The following is an 18,781-nucleotide window of genomic DNA, read 5'->3' as shown; positions in this document are numbered from 1 at the left end:
CGTGTCCCGGGCGCTGGAAGCCTATCTCTCCCAAGTGGGTTCGGGCTTCAAGGGCCTGACCCGGAGGCGTCGGCTCACCCTCCTGAGGGAGCTGGAAGCGCACCTCAGGGATGAGGCCGAGGCCCGGGGCATCGACTCCGAAGCAGGCATGTCGGCCATGCTTTCCGAGAAGGAGCACCCCACCCTGCTGGCCGAGGAACTCTCCGCCGGGGAAGGCCAGGACGCCAACCACCGGGGCAGCACGGCCCTGGCCGCCGGCATGATGATCGGCCTCGCCACCGGTGCGCACATGTGGTTCGAGGGCTGGCGCTGGTACATCAGCCTGGCGTTTGCCGCGGCCCAGGGCCTGGCCGTGGGCACGGGTTATTTCTGGGTCCGCCGCCACTGGCTCCGCCTGAATCCCTGGGCACGCACAGCGGTGGCCGTCCTCATCACCTCCCTGCTGTCCATCCCCCTGGGCTTCACCACCCACCACGGCTTCAAGCCCACCCGCCTGCTCTACGGGGCCTACACGGGCTTCCTCCTGGAGCGTCACAGCCAGGAGCGGCCCCTCTGGCAGACCGTCCTGGAACCCGTCCTCTTCACGGCCTTCATGTTCATCCTCGAGGCCGGCTTCCTGGGTCGGGTCCGCTTCCAGTGGTGGAAGGTGCCCCTGGAACTCAGCTTCAACGCCACCCTGCTGCTCAGCGTGATGGGAGCCCTGAAGCTGAAGCGGCTCCTGGCCGAGCGCTGGGTGCTGACGCCCCAGGAACAGGGGTAGGGAAGGGCCTGATCACCCCTCCGCCCCGGGAATCCCCCTTGAGCCACCGGGGATTCGGCGGTAAGCTGTTCGTCTTGCGTGGACAAGCCGCGTGCAGATACCCCGCTCATGGGGGCATCCGGTCGGTCCCAGGAGGAAGCGATGAAGGACAAGATTCACCCCGAGCTGCACGAAGTCAAAGTCCACTGTGCCTGTGGCAATGAGTTCATGACGCGCTCCACGAAGAAGGAGCTGCGCGTGGAAATCTGCTCGGCCTGCCACCCGTTCTTCACGGGCAAGCAGCGCCTGATGGATACCGAAGGCCGCGTGGAGAAGTTCAACAAGAAGTACGCGAAGAAGGAAGCCGCGGCCCCTGCCGAGGCCACGCCCGAAGTCGCGCCGACCACCGAAGCCTAGCTGCGATGTTCCGAAGGACGGGCCGAGCGATCGGCCCGTCCTTCTTTTTTGCGCCTAGAGTCAGCAAAAGAGGTGGACCATGCTCGATCAACTTGAAGCCGTCGAAGCCCGCTTCCAGGAAGTGGAGGCGCAGCTCCAGGATTCCGCCGTGGTGTCGGACCCCAAGCGCCTCCGGGAGCTGTCCAAGCTCCGGGCGGAGCTGGAGCCGGTGGTGCTGGCCTTCCAGGCCCAGCGGAACCTGATCAAGCAGCTCGAGGAGGCCGAATCCATCCTGGGCGACAAGAGCATGGATGCCGAACTCCGCGAGATGGCCGAGATGGAGATCCCCGACCTGAAGAAGGCCATCGCCGAGGGCGATGCGGAGATCAAGCGTCTGCTCATCCCCAAGGATCCGGCCGATGCCAAGAATGTGATTCTCGAGGTCCGCGCCGGCACGGGCGGGGAAGAGGCGGCGCTCTTCGCCGCGGAGATCTTCCGCATGTACATCCGCTTCGCCGAGCGCCGGGGCTTCAAGGTTTCCGTACTGGACGAAAGCGACGCCGACGCGGGCGGGCTGAAGGATGCCACGGCCGAAATCCAGGGTGAGGGGGCCTACAGCCTCTTCCGTTTCGAGAGCGGCGTCCACCGCGTGCAGCGGGTGCCCAAGACCGAGACCCAGGGCCGCATCCACACCTCCGCCTGCACCGTGGCCGTCATGCCCGAAGCCGAGGAGGTGGACATCGAGATCCACCAGAAGGACCTCCGCGTCGACACCTTCTGCTCCGGCGGCAAGGGCGGCCAGAGCGTGAACACCACCTATTCCGCAGTGCGCCTCACGCACCTGCCCACCAACACCGTGGTGCAGTGCCAGGACGAGCGCAGCCAGATCAAGAACATGGCCAAGGCCATGACCGTGCTCCGCAGCCGGCTGCTCCAGAAGGCCCAGGACGAGGCGGATGCGATCCACTCGGCCATGCGCAAGTCCCAGGTGGGCAGCGGCGATCGCAGCGAGAAGATCCGCACCTACAACTTCCCCCAGGGTCGCGTCACCGACCATCGCGTGGGCGTCACGGTCCACCAGATCGACAGCTTCATGGGCGGCATGATCGAGCCCATCATCGAGCCCCTGCGGGCCGCATTCGAGGCGGAGCGGCTGCAGGCGCTGGAGGCCTGAAGCGGGCGGTTTTCCCGGATGGGTACAACGAAACGGGGGAGGCACCGCCTCCCCCGTTCGTTGAGGGTGAATGAGGCTACTTCTTCAGGGTGACCCGCTCCGGTGCGGTCAGGCTGAAGGCCACGGGCTTGGAAGCGGGAATCCGAATGACGGTATCGGCGCTGCCGGCCGCCACGGCGGTGCCAGCGGCGGCGCCGATGGCCGCGCCGCCAAGGGCGTGGTCACCCTGATTTTTCTTGTCGGAGAGGAGGCCGACCAGGGCACCCAGGGCCGCGCCGCCGCCGATGAACTTGGCATTGCGCTCGCCACGGGCGCTGGCCACCACGACATGGGTGTCCGTGTCGATGCCGACACCGGCGATCTCGGTCAGGCGGATGCCCAGGGCGCCCTGGCCATTGCTGAGACGGCCTGCCGGGGCGCTCTGCGTGACCACGCCGCGGGCCAGGCTGCCGGCGCTCCAAACCAGCTTGCCGTCCACCACGACATCGGCAGCCAGGGTGCCTTCCCAGGCATCCCCGGGCTGTTCCTTGTCCGTCGCGAGGTCACGGGCGAGAGCGATCTCGAGTTTGGTGCCGGTGGGGACATCCACCACCACGGCCTTCGGGGCGTCCTTGGGAGCGGGCGCGGCGGCGAGGGTGATGGCTTCCTGCTTCTTGGCCTCGGCCCGCTTCTTCGCATCGGCCACCTGCCGCTCCAGGGCCTTCACCTGGGACTTGGTGATGTGCTGGACGGTGTCGCTGTCGGCGCCGGCGACCTTGCCGGACTTGGCCTCGGCCAGCTGCTGCTCCAGCTGGGCGACCTTGGTCTCGGCGGCCTTGGCGGCTTCCTCAGCCTGGATGGCCGCTTCGCTCTTGCGGTTGCAACCCAGCGAGACGACCAGGATCGCGGCGAGGGACAGACTGGAGAGGATGGTGCGCATGGGGCCTCCTTGGGGGAATCTTGCCGTATAGTATGACACCCCAGAGGGTTTCCTTTCATGGCGCGACCCCACCTCAATCCCCGCGGCGAGTCCGTGCTCCGCACCCTCATCGAGACCTACCTCGAGGCGGGGGAGCCGGTGGGGTCCCGCCTGCTGGCCAAGCGCTACCCCGAGCCGCTGTCCAGCGCCACGATCCGGAATGTGCTGTCGGATCTGGAAGATGAATCGATGGTGGCCCAGCCCCACACCTCCGCGGGCCGGGTGCCGACTGAGCGGGCCTACCGCTACTATGTGGACCGCTGGCTGAAGGCGCAGCCCCCGGGCCCGGAGATGGAAGGGCGCCTGGCGGCCACGCTGGAGGACCTGGACCTCGACCCCGAGACCTGGGCCCGGCACGCGGGACGCACGCTGGCCGAGGTGATGGGGGGCGTCTGCGTGGCGCTGCCGTTGCCGCTCACCCACAGCCGTCTGGCCCGGCTGGAGTTCGTGCCCGTGGGGCCAGGCCGGCTGGTGGCGGTCTGGGTGGGCTGCCAGGGGGAGGTGGAACACCGCCTCATGGAAAATGCCTGGAACTATCCCGAGTCCGTCCTCGTCGAGCTGGGGAACTACGCCACGGCCCGGTTTGCCGGACTCACCCTAGTGGAGATGCGGTCGCGCCTGCTGGATGTCCTCCAGGCCGAGGCGCAGGAAGGGGAATTCCTCCGCGCCCGGCTGCGTGATCTGGCCTCGCGTTGGCCGGACGAGCGCCCGGCCGGAGAGCCGCCGGTGATGGTGTCGGGCCTGGGGCGGTTGGGCGGGTTCCCCGAGTTCGAGGACGCCGCCCGGTTCCGCGGCCTCGTGGCGGCATTCGAGGAGCACGGCCGCCTGGCCCGGCTGCTGAACGCCTTTGCGGACCGGGCCTCCGAGGATGTCCAGCTCCTGCTGGGTTCGGAGAATCCCTACCTGGAGGGCTGGCCCCTGGCCACCGCCGTCCGGACGGTCCGCCTGGGTTCCGCAGGTTTCGTGACCTTCGCCCTGGTGGGGCCCCTGCGGATGGACTATGCCCTGGTCATGGGCGGCCTGCGCTGGTGGTCGGGGCAGGTCAACCGGCGACAGGGGGCCTAGGTACCCCCAGGGCACGGTCCCCGTGGCTTGCGGGGATTGCGTATACTGCTGCGATGACCACCGGCCTTCCCCACGAACCAGATGCCCATCCCGACCACAGTCGTACGGGCCCCCGCCCCGTCGGGGAACCCGAGGATGTGGTGGACCTCAACCTGGATGATTCCCTGGATGAGGACCTCCAATCCGTGGCCGACGAGGTGGCCTCGGAATACCCCACCCAGATCGTGCCCGAGGTGGACCTGGAGTCGGCGCTGGGCGACGCGGAACGCCAGATGGAGGAGATGCTCCGGCGCGAGGCCGAGCTGATGGATCAGCACCGGCGGCTGGCGGCGGACTTCAACAATTTCAGGAACCGGGCCCAGCGGGACATCGCCTTGGCCGTGGAGCAGGCCGAGCGCAAGATCCTCCTGGAGCTGCTGCCGGTCCTCGACAACTTCGACCGGGGGCTCGACGCCACCTATCAGGATGTCGAGTCCTTCCGCTCCGGCGTGGAGCTCATCCGCAAGCAGTTCCAGGAGGCCCTGCGCCGCATGAATGTCGAGGCCCTGCCGCTGCAGGTGGGCGAGCCCTTCGACGCCCTCCATGCGGAGGCCCTCACCACCTTCAGCGATCCCAACCTGCCGGATGGAGCCGTGGCCGCCATCTACGAGCGGGGCTTCAAGCTCAAGGGCCAGCTCCTGCGGGCCGCCCGCGTCGTGGTGAATCGACTTCAGAGTTCTTAAAAATCCTAGTCGCATTCAATGCTTATGATGGATGTAATGTCCATAACTCATTACCATGACCTCGCGATCCCCCTGGAGTTCCACCCATGGCAGGCAAGCTGATCGGCATTGACCTCGGCACGACGAACAGTTGCGTCTGTGTGATGGAAGGCGGCGATTCGCGCGTCATCCCCAACCGCGAAGGCAGCCGGACCACGCCCTCGGTGGTGGCCTTCACCGACAAGGGGGATGTGCTGGTGGGCCACATCGCCAAGCGGCAGGCCGTCACCAATCCCCAGCGCACCCTGTTTGCCGTGAAGCGCCTCATCGGCCAGCGCTTCCATGCCCCCAAGGTGCAGGAGGCCCTGGGTCGCCTCCCCTTCCCGGTGGTGGGCGCGCCCAACGGCGACGCCTGGGTGCGGGTGGGTGAGCGCGACTACGCACCGCCCGAGGTCACCGCCATCGTCCTGCGGTCCCTGAAGCAGGCCGCCGAGGCCTTCCTCCACGAGGAAGTGACGGATGCCGTCATCACGGTGCCGGCCTACTTCGACGATGCCCAGCGCCAGGCCACCAAGGATGCGGGCAAGATCGCGGGGCTGAATGTCCAGCGCATCATCAACGAGCCCACGGCCGCGGCCCTCGCCTATGGATTCAACAAGAAAGGCGTGAAGCAGATCCTGGCCATCTACGACTTCGGCGGCGGCACCTTCGACTTCACGCTGATGGAGATGAACGACGGCGTCTTCGAGGTGCTGGCCACCGCCGGCGACACCTTCCTCGGCGGGGAGGACATCGACCAGGCCATCCAGGCCTGGCTGGTGCAGCAGTTCAAGGACAAGACCGGCATCGACCTCTCCTCCGACCGCATGGCCCTCCAGCGGCTCAAGGAGGCCAGCGAGAAGGCCAAGTGCGAGCTGTCCACCCTGGACCGGGTGGAGATCCGCCTGCCCTTCATCGCCCAGGGGCCCAGCGGTCCTCAGCATCTCGAGGCGGCCCTCACTCGCGATCAGCTGGAGGAGATGGCCGGGGCCTTGGTGGAGCAGACCCTGATTCCCATCAAGGACGCCCTGGAGCAGGGCGGCAAGACCGCCAAGCAGGTGGACGAGGTGATCCTGGTGGGCGGCCAGACCCGCATGCCCCTCGTGCAGCGGCTGGTGAAGAACTTCTTCGGGAAGGAACCGAACCGCAGCATCAATCCCGACGAGGTGGTGGCCTCCGGCGCCTCCATCCAGGGGGCCGTGCTCAAGGGCGACATCAAGGACCTGGTGCTGCTGGATGTCACCCCCCTGTCGCTGGGCATCGAGACCCAGGGCGGCGGCTTCGTGAAGATCATCCAGCGCAATGCCACCATCCCCACCCGCGACGCCCGCACCTTCACCACGGTCACGGACAACCAGAACCGGGTGGAGATCCATGTGCTGCAGGGCGAGCGCGAGCTGGCCGAGCACAACAAGAGCCTCGGCCGGTTCGATCTCATCAACCTCCCCCCGCTGCCCAAGGGCGTGCCGCAGATCGAGGTCGCCTTCGACATCGACTCCAACGGCATCGTGAAGGTCTCCGCCCGCGACCTCATGACCGGCCTCGAGCAGAGCATGAGCATCCGCCCCAGCTCCGGCCTCTCCGAGCTGGAGATCCAGCGCATGATCCGCGAGGCCATGGCCAACGCCGAAACCGATGTGAAAAAGCGGGACGCCCTGAAATACATCGCCTCGGCCGAGGGCCTGATCTTCTCCTGCGACAAGAGCTTTGCCGAGTGCGGCAAGTACCTGACCGAGGATCAGCAGGTCATGGTCCGGGATGTGCTCTCCCGCACCCGGCAGGCCGTGGCCGCCCAGGATTCCGAGGCGCTCCGCGCCTGCGAGGGGCAGCTGCTAGAGGCCCAGGATCTGCTGACCGATGCTGTCCTGGCCGCCAGCGAGGCCATGATGGCTTCCCTGGACGGCGAGGGCGAGGGCGCGGCGCCCCCGAACTAGTCCCGCGTCATCGGCTATCCTGGAACCCAGGATGGATGCATGAAGCGAGACTACTACGAGGTTCTCGGGGTCACCCGGGAAGCGGGATCCGACGAGCTCAAGAAGGCCTATCGCAAGCTGGCCATGGAACTGCACCCCGACCGCAATCCGGGCAACAAGGAGGCGGAGGAGAAGTTCAAGGAGGCCGCGGAGGCCTACAGCGTGCTGTCCGATCCCGAAAAGCGGAAGGTCTACGACCAGTTCGGCCACGCGGGCCTGGGCGGCGCGGGGGGAGGCGGCCAGCAGTTCCAGTTCGATCCGAACCAGTTCGCGGACTTCGAGGACATTCTCGGCAGCTTCTTCGGCGGCGGCCTCTTCGGCGACCTCTTCGGGGGGGGCGGCGGCCGCCGCCGGGCCGGCGGCGAGGAGCGCGGCTCGGACCTGCAGTACAACCTGAAGCTCAGCTTCCGCGACGCCATCTTCGGCAAGGATTCCGTCGAACTCAGCATCCCCCGGCTGGAGGCCTGCGACACCTGCCATGGCTCCGGCTGCGAGGCGGGATCCCGCCCCGAAACCTGCCCCCAGTGCCGGGGGGCGGGCCAAGTGGCCGTGCGCCAGGGCTTCTTTCAGATGCTCACCCCCTGTCCGCGCTGCGAAGGCCGAGGCCGCATCATCCCCAAGCCCTGCCGGACCTGCCACGGCGAGGGGCGCAGCCACCGCAAATCCAAGGTCAGCTTCAAGATCCCTGCGGGCGTGGACCGGGGCACCCGGCTGCGACTCCAGAACCAGGGCGAGGCCGGGCGGTTCGGGGGCCGGACCGGCGACCTCTATGTGGTGTTCGATGTGGAGCCGGATCCGCGCTACGAGCGTGACGGCAGCGACCTGCACCAGCGGCTGGAGGTCTCCTGGCCCCTGCTGGTGACCGGCGGCTCGCTCGAAGTGGAGACACCCTACGGCGCGGACAAGGTGAAGCTGGCGGCCGGCACTCCCGCGGACCATGTCGTGAAGCTGGTGAATGCCGGCGTGCCGCGTCTCCAGGGCAGTGGGCGGGGCGACCTGTACCTCCACCTCCGGGTGGCGGTGCCGAAGTCGCTCAGCGCCGAGCAGCGCCAGCTCGTGGAGCAGCTCCGCCGCAGCCTCGACGGCGAGGCCGCATCGGGCGAGGGGGAGGGTTTCCTCGCCAAGGTGTTCGGTTCGGAAAAGGGCGGAAAGAAGAAGCGGAAGTAGACTGCAGGGGCTCGACCCGGCGGCCTAGGGGCGTCTACGAGCGCGCCATCACCACCCGTCCCTTGCCTTCCTCCTTGGCCCGCAGGAGGGCGCGGTCGGCCTGTTCGATGAGGTGGCCGGCCCCGTCGGCATGCTCGGGGAAGGCGGCGACGCCGGCGCTGAGGGAGATGGCGAGGTGGTTGGAGCCGAACGCTACCGGCTGTTCCCGGAGCGTCTGCAGCAGCCGCTCGCCGAGCTTCCGGGCGCCCCGGGAAGTCGTGCTGGGCATGAGGATGCAGAACTCGTCGCCGCCGTAGCGGTAGAGGCGGTCGTGCGCCCGGCAGAGGCGCTGGGCGGTGTGGGCCACGGCCTCCAGCAGGATGCTGCCCGCGGGATGGCCATGGCTGGTGTTCACCCGCTTGAGGTCGTCCACATCGAGGAACAGCAGCGCGAGGGGCTCCCCCTTGGCGGCGGCGGTCCGGACCGCCTGGGGCAGCTCTGCCTCGAGACAACGGCGGTTCTGGGCGACGGTGAGATCGTCCTTGAAGGAGAGGGCCCGGCTCTCCTCCAGGCGCCAGGCATTGAGCAGCAGGGGCTCCACATCGTCGAAGCCGCGGAGGCAGCGCTCTGGGGCCTCCTTCGGATCCAGCAGCCGAAGGATGCCCAGCTGTTCCGAGGCGGCCAGGAGGAAGGCCTCGCCGCGGCGCACCAGGTCCGCGGCTTCCTGCCGGGGCAGGGGGGCCTCCGGGAAGGCGCCATCGCCGGCGCGCTGGTAGAAGAGGTCGTCCCGGCGCAGCCAGATGGCGCCGCCCCGGGCCCCGGACAGGCGGATGGCCCGCTCCAGCACGAGGCGCAGCAGATCGTCCAGCGAGGCCAAATGCAGCATCTGGCGCAGCCAGCCTTCGCTGCCCAGGTCCCGGTGCCGCAGGTGGTGCAGGGCCTCCCGGACCGCCTCCAGGGGGTGATCCTGCAGAAGGACCCAGCCCGGCCTCAGGCCCAGGACGGCGCTGACTTCTTCGGCACTGGCCTCCTGGACCCACCACAGCAGCTCCGAACCTTCGGCCGGGATCAGTCGCGGGTCCGGCCGTTCGGCCACCAGGACCAGCGAGCCCGGCCCCGGCCCGGGGACGGCCTCGTAGCCCCACTCGGTCAGCGCCACGCGAAGGGCGTCTCCGGCCTTGGAGGGGTGCGGCTCCAGCCAGTGGATGCGGTGCATGGGACTCCGATGGATCGATTCAATCAAGGGCGGGGTTTCGAGGGCCGGGGGTGCGCGCTCAGCCCAGGGCCGCTTCGAGCCGCAGGGCCAGCTGACGCAGGTGGGCGGCCAGCTGTTCCAGTGCAGGAAGGGAGCCCTCCCGCTGGCTGCGCTCGGCCCGGACCCACCGTTTGAGGAGGGTCAGGGCCTGGGAGTCGCGGACGCCCAGCCGCTTGGCGGTCTGGATGAGCTTGTGGGAGAGCCGGGTGCGCTCGGGGCCCGTGGGACCCTGCTTCAGGCTGGCGACGAGCTTCAGGGCCTCCTGGGCCACCTCGAGATCCTGCCGGATCAGCGGCACCCGGGCATTGATGCGCAGCAGGAAGAGCTCCAGGAAGCGCATCAGCTCGCCCAGCAGGTCCATCCCGTCGCGAAGGGCCTGGGGCACATCCTCCGGGGACTCCAGCAGACGCCCCAGGTCCTGGATGAGCCGCTCGCCCTCCTCCCGGTCGGGCCGCCGCATTAGGGGGAACTCCGGGCTGCGCCGGAAAGCCAGCAGGTGACGGTAGGTCTGCGACAGGCCGAGGGCCAGACGGGGCCAATCCTGGAGTTCGAGGTGGAGGAGAAGCTGGCCATGCAGGGGGGGGACCTGCTCCCAGAGCCGCTGGATCCGCAGTCGGAGCCGCTCGCCCTCCTCCATCATGCTGGGCGATTCGGGGAAGAGCCGGTGCTGGACATCCGGCGAGAAGATCCCCACCAGCTCGCCCATGAGCTGCTTCTGGTGGTTCACGAGGAGGGCCTTCAGGCTGTCGAGGGTCTGGGCCAGCTGGTCGGCATCCTGGCCGGCCAACGCCTGCTGGAGGAGGCTCCGCAGGGTCCCCTGATCCTGCTGCAGGCTCAGCACCGCCTGCCGCAGGTAGGCCCGGAGCCTGGGGGCTTCCGGTCGATCCGGGTCCAGGAGGGCGGCGCGCTCGGGATCATAGACCCGCTCCGACATGCGGCCCAGCTCCGATTCGACGACGAAGAAGGTGGGGACGGCGGCGTAGCGGTCGCGGAGATTCCCTCCGGCGGCGGGCTCGATGGATTCCAGCAGACCCAGCAGGGAAATGTGGCTGGCCAGGGCCCGGGCCACCACGGAGAAGGCCGCTCGGTCCTCCTGGCGGATCTGCCCCAGCAGGCGCCGTAGCTCGGTGGGCATGCGGTCCCTGAGCAGCTCGGCGTCCATGCGGGGCAGGGTCCAGCCCAGGTTGTCCCAGAGCCAGCGCAGGCTGCCCCGGACCTGCTCCACGGCGGGCCAGTGGATGCCCCGGTCGAGGGGGCGCAGCAGGCTCAGGCGGAGGTTGGAGATGACATGCTCGAGGAGGATCAGCGGCTCCACGCGGGCGTGGATCTCCTTGGGGATGCAGGATTCCAGCTGCTCCGCCAGCCGGGCCAGGGCCTCCTCCAGCCGTCCCTGCCCTTGGATGGCCCGGTTCAAGGACTTCATCTGGGCGTTCAGCCGCGCCACGGCTTCGGAACCGCCTTCCGGGGCCTGGATCGCGGCCAGGATCTGCCGGAAGGAGTCGCGGTGGTCCGCCAGGAAGGCGGCCCACAAGGTCCGGAGGGCTCCGGCATCCTCGGCGGGGGTGGGGGCCATGGCCCGCAGGGAAGCCAGGAGGTCCAGCAGCTGCCCCACCCATTCCGGCTGCTGCAGCTCCACCATGAGCTCCCGGTGGGCGGCCTCGGCCTGATCGCCCAGGCGCCCCAGCCCGTGCTGCATGACCAGGGCCATGGCCGCCCGGGATTCCCCGAGGCGGCGGGCGGAAAACTGGTGCAGGAAGGCCAGGAAGAGTCCCAGGTTGCGCCGCAAGCTCGCCTGGGCCGTCGATTCCTCGACCGGAGCCGCCTCCTGCGGGGCCGAACCGAGCAGGGGGTCCAGATCCCCGGCCCCCTCCCGGAGGATGTCCTCCAGCAGCGTCAGGTCGCTTCTGGACAGGCCCTTCTCCCGGATCAACTGCCGGGCCAGCAGCAGGCGCTGGGGCGGGGTTCCTGGGGCGGGCATGGCAAAAGCATACAATGGGTTGGACTTCAGGACGCTTCGGGTGGTGATACCATCGCCTCACCCCATCCGGAGGCAGCCAGTGGTCAGCAAGCTCGGGGAAATGCTCGTCAAGGCCCAGCTCATCACGGATGCCCAGCTGGAAGAAGTGATGAAAATCCAGCGGCGGGAGGGGGGCAAGCTTGGAAGCATCGTCGTCCGGCAGGGCTTCTGTTCGGATCAGGACATCGTGAGCTTCCTGGGCATGCAGTACGGCGTGCCCGCCGCGGACCTGGAACAGTGGCCGCCCATCGATTCGAGCGTCATCGCCCTCATCCCCAAGGACCTGGCCCAGCGCCACAAGGTGCTGCCCCTTCAGCGCACGGGCAATGTGCTGACCCTGGCCATGTCCGATCCCACCGACATCTTCGCCATGGACGATGTGCGCTTCCACACGGGCTACAATGTGGATCCGGTGGTCTCCAGCGAGATGGGGCTCGTCCGGGCGGTCGAGAAATACTACGGGGGCGCCAGCGCCGTGCGCCTGGCCGACGGCACCCAGGGCCGGAGCTCCTACGCGGGCGGGGCCGCCGCCGCCGGGCCCACCGATACCAGCGGGGGAACCTCCCCATTCAATGAGGCGGACGAGCAGTTCGACCTGGCGGACCTGGAACAGGAACTCGACGCCGACGCCGAATTCGACACCACGGACGACGAGGAAGACAGCATCAATGTCGGCGCCCTGAAGAAGGGCAGCGAAGACGCACCGGTGGTCAAGCTGGTGAACATGGTGCTCATCGACGCCATCAAGCGCGGCGCCTCCGACATCCACATCGAGCCCTACGAGAAGAACTACCGCATCCGGTTCCGCATCGACGGCATCCTCATGGAGGTGATGCGCCCGAACCTGAAGCTGAAGGACCCCCTCACCTCCCGCGTGAAGATCCTGGCCAAGCTCAACATCGCCGAGAAGCGTCTGCCCCAGGACGGTCGCATCAAGCTGCGCGTGAACATGGGCGGCAAGCAGAAGGTCATCGACTATCGCGTGAGCATCCTGCCGACCCTCTTCGGCGAGAAGATCGTGCTGCGGCTGCTCGACAGCGACAAGCTGATGCTCGACCTCACCAAGCTGGGCTTCGAGCAGGAGAGCCTCGACCGCTGGGACCGGCAGATCTCCAAGCCCTACGGCATGGTGCTCGTCACCGGGCCCACGGGGTCGGGCAAGACGAACACCCTGTACTCGTCCATCGCCAAGCTCAACACCGTGGATACCAATATCCTCACGGCCGAGGATCCCGTGGAGTTCAACTTCCCCGGCATCAATCAGGTGCAGATGAAGGAGCAGATCGGCCTGAACTTCGCCGCGGCCCTGCGCTCGTTCCTGCGGCAGGACCCCAACATCATCCTGGTCGGCGAGATCCGCGACTTCGAGACGGCCGAGATCGCCATCAAGGCGAGCCTCACGGGCCACCTGGTGCTGTCCACCCTGCACACCAACGACGCCCCCAGCACCATCAACCGCCTCATGAACATGGGCGTCGAACCCTTCCTCGTCGCGACCTCCGTGAACATCATCTGCGCCCAGCGCCTCGTGCGACGCCTCTGCACGAACTGCAAGGCCGTGGACACCCACCACCAGCCCGAGGAGGCCCTCCTCAAGGTGGGCTTCACGCCCGAAGAGATCCAGAGGGGCATCACCTTCTACAAGACCGTGGGCTGCGAGGTCTGCAACAAGCGCGGCTACAAGGGGCGGGTGGGCCTCTACGAAGTGCTGGAGATGTCCGAGACCCTCAAGGACATGATCCTCACGGGCGCTTCGGCCATCGAACTGCGCGAGCAGGGGCAGAAAGAGGGCATGATCACCCTCCGGCGCTCGGGCTGCCGCAAAGTCCTGGACGGCGTCACCACCATCGAAGAGATCATCCGCGAAACCGTTCTCTAGGCGAGGTTCCCATGAGCGAAGTCGGTTCGAACTATGTGGCCCCGTTGCAGCAGCTCCTCAAGACCATGGTGGAGTACGGGGGAACGGACCTCCACATCACCACGGATTCCGCGCCCCAGATCCGCATCGACGGGCGCATGGTCCCCCTCAAGCTGCCGCCCCTGGACGCTTCCCAGACCCGTTGGCTCTGCTACGGGGTCATGACCGACCAGCAGAAGCATCGCCTGGAGGAGGATCTGGAGGTGGACTTCTCGTTCGGCCTCCAGGGCGTGGCCCGGTTCCGCGCCAATGTCTTCAACCAGCGCGGCGCCACGGCGGGCGTGTTCCGCACCATCCCCGAGAACATCCGCAGCTTCGATCAGCTGGGCTTACCACCCTCGGTGCAGGCCCTCTGCGACAAGCCCCGGGGCCTGGTTCTGGTCACGGGTGTGACCGGATCCGGCAAGTCCACGACTCTGGCCGCCATGGTGGACAAGATCAACGCCGAGGAGCCGGTCCACATCCTCACCATCGAGGACCCGGTGGAATATGTCCACAAGCACCGCCGGGCCCTGGTGAACCAGCGCGAGATCCATGCGGACACCCACAGCTTCAAGAAAGCGCTGCGATCAGCCCTCCGCCAGGATCCCGATGTGGTGCTGGTGGGCGAGCTGCGGGATCTGGAGACCATCGAGTCGGCCCTCACCATCGCCGAGACGGGCCACCTCACCTTCGCCACCCTGCATACCAACAGCACGGTGCAGACCATCAACCGCATCATCGATGTCTTCCCGTCCCACCAGCAGCCGCAGGTGCGGGCCCAGCTTTCGCTGGTGCTGGAAGGCGTCATTTGTCAGAGCCTCATTCCCAAGGCCGGCGGCAAGGGGCGCGCCCTGGCATTGGAGATCATGATCCCCAACGCCGCCATCCGGAACCTCATCCGCGAGGACAAGATCCACCAGATCTACGGCACCATGCAGGCCGGCCAGACGAAGTACGGCATGCAGACCTTCAACCAGAGCCTGTCCGACCTGGTGCTGAAGAAGGAGATCACGCAGGAAGCCGCCTTCGACTACTCCTCCAACACCGACGAACTGCGCGAGCTCATCAACCGGGGCGTGGGCGTCGGCACCGCCGGCGGCCGGACCGCCACCCCGGCCTCGCCCGTCAATCCGGCCCTTGGGGGGCGGAACCCCAACATCAAGTACACCTAGGTCTTCTCGAATGCGCCATTCCTGCCTATCCTGGGTTCACCACCGTTCCTAGCCGCTCGCCGAGGTCCGCATGCCCGCTTACGCATGGAAAGGCAAGAACCGAATGGGGGAGGTCCAGGAGGGCGTCCTGGTCTCCGATTCCCGCGACTCGGCCGCCAATACGCTGAAACGCAACGGCATCGAGGTCATGAGCGTCAACCTCATGGCGGGCAAGAGCAGCAAGTCCATCGGCAAAGTGCGACCCAAGGAACTGGCCATCTTCACCCGGCAGTTCAGCGTGATGATCGACGCGGGCCTGCCCCTGGTGCAGTGCCTGGAGATCCTGGGCGCCCAGCAGCAGAACAAGGGCTTCCAGCGAATCATCGAAGCCGTGCGGGGGGATGTGGAGCAGGGCCTCACCCTGCAGGCCGCCCTCTCCAAGCACCCCAAGGCCTTCAACGACCTCTATGTGAACATGGTGGGTGCGGGCGAAAGCGGCGGCATCCTCGACATCATCCTCCAGCGCCTGTCGGGCTACATCGAAAAGGCCGTGAAGCTCACCGCCAAGGTGAAGGGCGCCATGACCTATCCCATCGCCGTCATCACCATCGCCATCGCCGTGGTGGTCATCATCATGGTGAAGGTCATCCCGGTCTTCTCAGCCATGTATGACGGCCTGGGTAGCAAACTGCCCTTCCCCACCCTGGTCTGCATCGCGCTGTCGAACGCCCTCATCAACTACAGTTGGCTCATCATCCTCGCCGTAGCCCTCATCGTGGTCGGGCTTCGGCAGTATTACAAAACGATGGCTGGCCGCCTCCAGATCGACGCGCTTCTCTTGAAGATCCCCATCATTGGCGATGTGTTGCGGAAGGTGGCCGTGGCCCGCTTCTGCCGCACCCTGGGCACCCTCATCAGCTCGGGTGTGCCCATCCTCGAAGGCATGGACATCACTGCCAAGACGGCGGGCAACATGGTCATCCAGAACGCCATCCTCAAATCCAAGGATGCCGTGGAGCAGGGCCGGAACATCAGCACGCCGCTGGCCGAAACCAAGGTCTTTCCGCCCATGGTGGTTCAGATGGTGGGCGTGGGCGAGGCCACGGGCGCCCTCGACGCCATGTTGTCCAAAGTGGCCGACTTCTACGAGGACGAGGTCGATAACGCCGTGACCAACCTCACCAGCCTCATGGAACCCGTCATGATCGCCATGCTGGGCGGCATCATCGGCTTCATCGTGATCGCCATGTATCTGCCCATCTTCAATCTGGCCAATGTGTTCGGCAAAGATTGACGCACGATCCTTGCTTGCTTAGCGGATCCCCGGCCTGGAGGCCTTATGCCTGATCGAGCCCATTCCCGCGGTTTCTCCCTGGTCGAGCTGCTGCTGGTGCTGGCCGTCATAGGTGCCCTCGTCGGCATTGCCGTTCCTTCCCTCACAGGGCAGCGCCAGCGCGCCAAGAGGATTGGCGATGCGGAAGCCAATGCCCGGACGATCGCCATGGCCATGGAGGCCACGAAGGCTGAGAACGGCATTTACGGTCCCGCGAACGCCACCGCCACCTGGACCCCCACTGCCGCCGCGCCCACCCTGACCGGCTTCACCGTCAGTCCGGCGCCGTCGTTCAAGGCCCAGGGCAACAGCCAAATGACCTTCGTCCTGACTGCCCAGCCCCTGACCTACAGGATCGAGGTCTATGAGGGGGGGACTGCCGGCACCAAGCTGATCAGCATGGATCAGTCTGGAGCGAAGACGGTTTACGCCCCTTAGCCGCTGCGGTCTGCTTCGATCGGAGCCTAGGGCCAAGGCGAGGTCCCGCCTCGGCCGGAGCGCCCTTCCACTACCATGGGGCCTATGTCCAAGTGCCTGGCTTTCCTGTTTGGCTTCGCCATCGTGGCGGCGCATGTGCCTTCCTGGAGCCAGCCCTCGCTGGAACCCAAGAGCGCGGTGCTGCTTCTGGCAGGCGCGCTGGCCTGGGGCTGGCAGGGATGGAAGGCCCGTCCCATGGCGGCTTATCCATGGACCTTGCTGCTGCCGCTTGGATGGTTGCTTCTGAGCGCCTGTTGGAGTCCTGCCCCGTTTTTTGGGCTGCAGCGCGTCATCTGGTTGGCGGCGGCCATGGGCGTCGGAACCTGGCTCGTGGCCGAAGAGGGTCGATTGCCCTCCTTCATGGGCGGGTTCATGGTCGGGACCGGGATCCACGCATTCCTGATCCTGGTTCAGTGGATCCCCTCCGTGCGCGCCGTGCTGCCACCCAGCCTTGGGATCGACCCCTTCCAGGGCGTCGGCCGAGGGCTGTTCCACAACACGAACATGGCGGCGCTTCCCTTCGTCATTCTCGCAGGATGGCTCTTGTTGTCCGACCAGGGGCGATCGCGGATCCTCCATCTAGGTTGGGTGCTGCCGGCCTTGACGCTGACCCAGAGCCGCCTGGGCATCGGCGTTTGTGCGGGGCTCCTGGCCTATTCAACCCTGTGCCGGAACGCCTCGGAGGAACCTTCTTCGGGCCGCTCATGGCTCAAGGCCGCGCCGCCGTTCGTGTTGGCCCTGGCCTGGAGCCTGACCGCCCATCGCTGGGGTTGGCTCCTCCCGTTGGGGGGAGGGGCGTTGGCCCTTCTGCAAAAGCCCCGGGGAACAGAACCGGTCCGGTTCGGGCGTTTTTCCCGGCTGCTTCCGATTCTTGGCCTAAGCTTGGCCATCCTTGCTGGGATGGCCACCCGGGCACCCAAGAATGCGTCTCAGACCGTCGTTCGGGGAACCTTGGTCCAGGGGGATGTCTCGCTTTCCCAGCGGCTGAGCTACTATCGCGCCGCCGCCCTGGCCTTCCTGGACCATCCTTTCACGGGGCAAGGGTTGGGTTCCGCGCGCCCCATCTACCCGCAGTTCGTCGATCGAAGCCGCCCGGCTGCCGAGATTGCCTACGGCGATTTTCAGCGACCCAACAACCTGCACAGCGAGGTGCTGGAATGGCTGGTGGAAGGAGGGCTCCTCCTGGCGCTGACGGCGCTGCTGGGGCTTTGGCTGGACCGGAGCGGCCATTCCCGGGAGACGCGGCGAGCCTTGCTGGTCCCGGTCGCGCTGATCGCCCTCCTGGATTTTCCCTTCCACAACCCCCTGGGGCTTCTCTGGGCGGGGATTACACTGGCCCCGCTGGTCCAGCCCACTGGAGGCACCACCGGACGCACCACCCGAGTGCTGCATGGACTGGCTGCCCTTGGCCTTCTGGCTCTGGCCGGATTTCAGATCCGTGTCGCCATCTTAAGGCCGGGAGTCGAACAGCGCTTCGAGGCTTCCAACCGTCCTGCCCAAACCCTGGAAGAGGCTCGCAGCCTTTGGAAGTGCTATCCCTTTACGGCCGACCTCTTCGACCTCTACAGCAAAGCCGCGATCCAAAACGCAGCGCTGACGGCGGATGCATCCACCATCCAGGAGCTGGACCAGCTCTTGCGGCGCGACCCGTTCGACCACCACTTGCTGCTGTGCCGCGCCCAGATCGCCCGGCGCCTGGGCGACTCGCAGGCCACGCAGAGCCTCTTGAATCGCTATGCCGCTGTGGCTCCCCACGATCCAGACCGGTACCTCCGCCTCGCCAAGACGGCCCTGGAACAAGGCAAGCCTGAATCGGCGCGCCAGCTCCTGGCAGAGGCCCGGCGCCAGCCCGGGTTCTCCCCCCGGCACGCGAGCGCCATCGAGGCCCTCAATTCACAGATACGGTCTTGGTCAGGCCCTGAATATCACCCTTGATATCGCGGAAAACGCCCGTGATCGTGATGTAGGCGTCCTGGGTGGTATTGGCGGTGGAGGCGTCGAGGTAGACGGCCCCAAGGGTACCTCCTCCAGGCGCAGGGGTCGGCGCGGCCAGGTAGGCCCCGCCGCCACCGGTGTACGGATTGCGCGCGGAGGAGAAGTTGGGGCGCGCCATGACCAGGGTGATCGCATCCTGGGCTTTGGTTTGATTGTCCCCAGCCGTCCCCAGGTAGCTGGTCGTGGGATAGCCGGCTTTTCGCTCCGAGGGGGGGTCGGCCAGCTCATTGATCACGGACCCCAAGTCCCCCACGACTCTCACGGTCTGGTCCTTGAGGGCGTTCATCTTGGCCTTCTCCCGTTGGTTCAACAGGGAAGGAACCGCAATGGTGGCGAGAATGCCGATGATGGCCAGCACCAGCAGCAGCTCGATCAGGGTGAATCCAGCAGCGCGTCTCATGTTTCCTCAATCCATCCGGCAGGTTTCGGGATTGAGTAGGAAATAATATGCCAAAACGAAAA

16 protein-coding genes are annotated in these 18,781 nt (G+C 66.8%); 12 read left to right on the top strand and 4 right to left on the bottom strand.

Annotated features, from left to right (window positions below):
• The first annotated feature begins 1 nt into the window (after position 1).
• The 3 genes from QUD34_RS11270 to prfA all read left to right on the top strand — a co-directional run bounded on the left by QUD34_RS11270 (position 2) and on the right by prfA (position 2,309).
• Complete coding sequence (locus QUD34_RS11270; protein WP_286353803.1) at positions 2 to 760, top strand: hypothetical protein; 759 nt, start codon at positions 2 to 4, stop codon at positions 758 to 760.
• A gap of 141 nt (positions 761 to 901) precedes the next feature.
• The gene (rpmE, locus tag QUD34_RS11265; protein ID WP_286353802.1) at positions 902 to 1,156 is read left to right on the top strand and encodes a 50S ribosomal protein L31; all 255 of its coding nucleotides are present in this window, start codon (positions 902 to 904) and stop codon (positions 1,154 to 1,156) included.
• A gap of 79 nt (positions 1,157 to 1,235) precedes the next feature.
• The gene (gene prfA / locus QUD34_RS11260) at positions 1,236 to 2,309 is read left to right on the top strand and encodes a peptide chain release factor 1 (RefSeq protein WP_286353801.1); all 1,074 of its coding nucleotides are present in this window, start codon (positions 1,236 to 1,238) and stop codon (positions 2,307 to 2,309) included.
• A gap of 76 nt (positions 2,310 to 2,385) precedes the next feature.
• Here prfA and QUD34_RS11255 read toward each other — a convergent pair whose 3' ends face one another.
• Positions 2,386 to 3,228, bottom strand: a complete 843-nt coding sequence (locus tag QUD34_RS11255) for a hypothetical protein (RefSeq protein ID WP_286353800.1) — start codon at positions 3,226 to 3,228, stop codon at positions 2,386 to 2,388.
• Between the two features lie 57 nt (positions 3,229 to 3,285).
• Here QUD34_RS11255 and QUD34_RS11250 point away from each other — a divergent pair, with 57 nt between their 5' ends.
• From QUD34_RS11250 to dnaJ, 4 genes are all read left to right on the top strand, one after another.
• Entirely contained in the window at positions 3,286 to 4,332 is a 1,047-nt protein-coding gene (locus QUD34_RS11250; protein ID WP_286353799.1) for an HrcA family transcriptional regulator, read from the top strand.
• A 53-nt stretch (positions 4,333 to 4,385) separates the two neighbouring features.
• Positions 4,386 to 5,054, top strand: coding sequence for a nucleotide exchange factor GrpE (locus QUD34_RS11245; protein WP_286353798.1), 669 nt, complete (start codon positions 4,386 to 4,388; stop codon positions 5,052 to 5,054).
• 86 nt (positions 5,055 to 5,140) lie between these two features.
• A complete protein-coding gene (gene dnaK / locus QUD34_RS11240; protein WP_286353797.1) occupies positions 5,141 to 7,006 on the top strand; it encodes a molecular chaperone DnaK in 1,866 nt (621 codons plus the stop codon).
• 39 nt (positions 7,007 to 7,045) lie between these two features.
• Positions 7,046 to 8,212, top strand: coding sequence for a molecular chaperone DnaJ (gene dnaJ, locus QUD34_RS11235; protein ID WP_286353796.1), 1,167 nt, complete (start codon positions 7,046 to 7,048; stop codon positions 8,210 to 8,212).
• Between the two features lie 34 nt (positions 8,213 to 8,246).
• On the opposite strand, the gene QUD34_RS11230 is transcribed toward dnaJ, so the two are convergent.
• Both QUD34_RS11230 and QUD34_RS11225 read right to left on the bottom strand, forming a co-directional pair.
• The gene (locus QUD34_RS11230; protein WP_286353795.1) at positions 8,247 to 9,407 is read right to left on the bottom strand and encodes a GGDEF domain-containing protein; all 1,161 of its coding nucleotides are present in this window, start codon (positions 9,405 to 9,407) and stop codon (positions 8,247 to 8,249) included.
• A gap of 58 nt (positions 9,408 to 9,465) precedes the next feature.
• Positions 9,466 to 11,424: a hypothetical protein gene (locus QUD34_RS11225; protein ID WP_286353794.1), complete on the bottom strand. Its 1,959-nt coding sequence runs from the start codon at positions 11,422 to 11,424 to the stop codon at positions 9,466 to 9,468.
• A 79-nt stretch (positions 11,425 to 11,503) separates the two neighbouring features.
• Between QUD34_RS11225 and pilB the strand changes: the two genes are divergently transcribed.
• The 5 genes from pilB to QUD34_RS11200 all read left to right on the top strand — a co-directional run bounded on the left by pilB (position 11,504) and on the right by QUD34_RS11200 (position 18,259).
• Positions 11,504 to 13,342, top strand: a complete 1,839-nt coding sequence (gene pilB / locus QUD34_RS11220; protein ID WP_286353793.1) for a type IV-A pilus assembly ATPase PilB — start codon at positions 11,504 to 11,506, stop codon at positions 13,340 to 13,342.
• Positions 13,343 to 13,377: 35 nt separating this feature from the next.
• Positions 13,378 to 14,535 carry a type IV pilus twitching motility protein PilT gene (locus QUD34_RS11215; RefSeq protein WP_375380022.1) on the top strand — a complete coding sequence of 386 codons (1,158 nt, stop codon included), beginning with the start codon at positions 13,378 to 13,380 and terminating at the stop codon, positions 14,533 to 14,535.
• A 70-nt stretch (positions 14,536 to 14,605) separates the two neighbouring features.
• Entirely contained in the window at positions 14,606 to 15,808 is a 1,203-nt protein-coding gene (locus tag QUD34_RS11210) for a type II secretion system F family protein (protein WP_286353791.1), read from the top strand.
• Between the two features lie 45 nt (positions 15,809 to 15,853).
• Positions 15,854 to 16,285 (top strand): prepilin-type N-terminal cleavage/methylation domain-containing protein, encoded by a 432-nt coding sequence (locus tag QUD34_RS11205; RefSeq protein ID WP_286353790.1) that lies wholly within the window; start codon positions 15,854 to 15,856, stop codon positions 16,283 to 16,285.
• A gap of 84 nt (positions 16,286 to 16,369) precedes the next feature.
• Entirely contained in the window at positions 16,370 to 18,259 is a 1,890-nt protein-coding gene (locus QUD34_RS11200) for an O-antigen ligase family protein (RefSeq protein ID WP_286353789.1), read from the top strand.
• Here QUD34_RS11200 and QUD34_RS11195 read toward each other — a convergent pair.
• A complete protein-coding gene (locus QUD34_RS11195; RefSeq protein WP_286353788.1) occupies positions 18,213 to 18,719 on the bottom strand; it encodes a prepilin-type N-terminal cleavage/methylation domain-containing protein in 507 nt (168 codons plus the stop codon). The genes QUD34_RS11200 and QUD34_RS11195 overlap by 47 nt on opposite strands.
• Positions 18,720 to 18,781: the final 62 nt, after the last annotated feature.

Source organism: Geothrix oryzae, assembly GCF_030295385.1.
Taxonomy (GTDB): Bacteria; Acidobacteriota; Holophagae; order Holophagales; family Holophagaceae; genus Geothrix; species Geothrix oryzae.
This window is presented reverse-complemented; position numbering and strand designations above follow the sequence as displayed.

What these genes read in the sequence shown, in the direction of transcription:
- rpmE (WP_286353802.1), top strand. Translation starts at nt 902, where the DNA reads ATGAAGGACAAGATTCACCCCGAGCTGCACGAAGTCAAAGTCCACTGT.
- prfA (WP_286353801.1), top strand. Translation starts at nt 1,236, where the DNA reads ATGCTCGATCAACTTGAAGCCGTCGAAGCCCGCTTCCAGGAAGTGGAG.
- QUD34_RS11255 (WP_286353800.1), bottom strand. Translation starts at nt 3,228, where the DNA reads ATGCGCACCATCCTCTCCAGTCTGTCCCTCGCCGCGATCCTGGTCGTC.
- QUD34_RS11250 (WP_286353799.1), top strand. Translation starts at nt 3,286, where the DNA reads ATGGCGCGACCCCACCTCAATCCCCGCGGCGAGTCCGTGCTCCGCACC.
- QUD34_RS11245 (WP_286353798.1), top strand. Translation starts at nt 4,386, where the DNA reads ATGACCACCGGCCTTCCCCACGAACCAGATGCCCATCCCGACCACAGT.
- dnaK (WP_286353797.1), top strand. Translation starts at nt 5,141, where the DNA reads ATGGCAGGCAAGCTGATCGGCATTGACCTCGGCACGACGAACAGTTGC.
- dnaJ (WP_286353796.1), top strand. Translation starts at nt 7,046, where the DNA reads ATGAAGCGAGACTACTACGAGGTTCTCGGGGTCACCCGGGAAGCGGGA.
- QUD34_RS11230 (WP_286353795.1), bottom strand. Translation starts at nt 9,407, where the DNA reads ATGCACCGCATCCACTGGCTGGAGCCGCACCCCTCCAAGGCCGGAGAC.
- QUD34_RS11225 (WP_286353794.1), bottom strand. Translation starts at nt 11,424, where the DNA reads ATGCCCGCCCCAGGAACCCCGCCCCAGCGCCTGCTGCTGGCCCGGCAG.
- QUD34_RS11210 (WP_286353791.1), top strand. Translation starts at nt 14,606, where the DNA reads ATGCCCGCTTACGCATGGAAAGGCAAGAACCGAATGGGGGAGGTCCAG.
- QUD34_RS11205 (WP_286353790.1), top strand. Translation starts at nt 15,854, where the DNA reads ATGCCTGATCGAGCCCATTCCCGCGGTTTCTCCCTGGTCGAGCTGCTG.
- QUD34_RS11200 (WP_286353789.1), top strand. Translation starts at nt 16,370, where the DNA reads ATGTCCAAGTGCCTGGCTTTCCTGTTTGGCTTCGCCATCGTGGCGGCG.
- QUD34_RS11195 (WP_286353788.1), bottom strand. Translation starts at nt 18,719, where the DNA reads ATGAGACGCGCTGCTGGATTCACCCTGATCGAGCTGCTGCTGGTGCTG.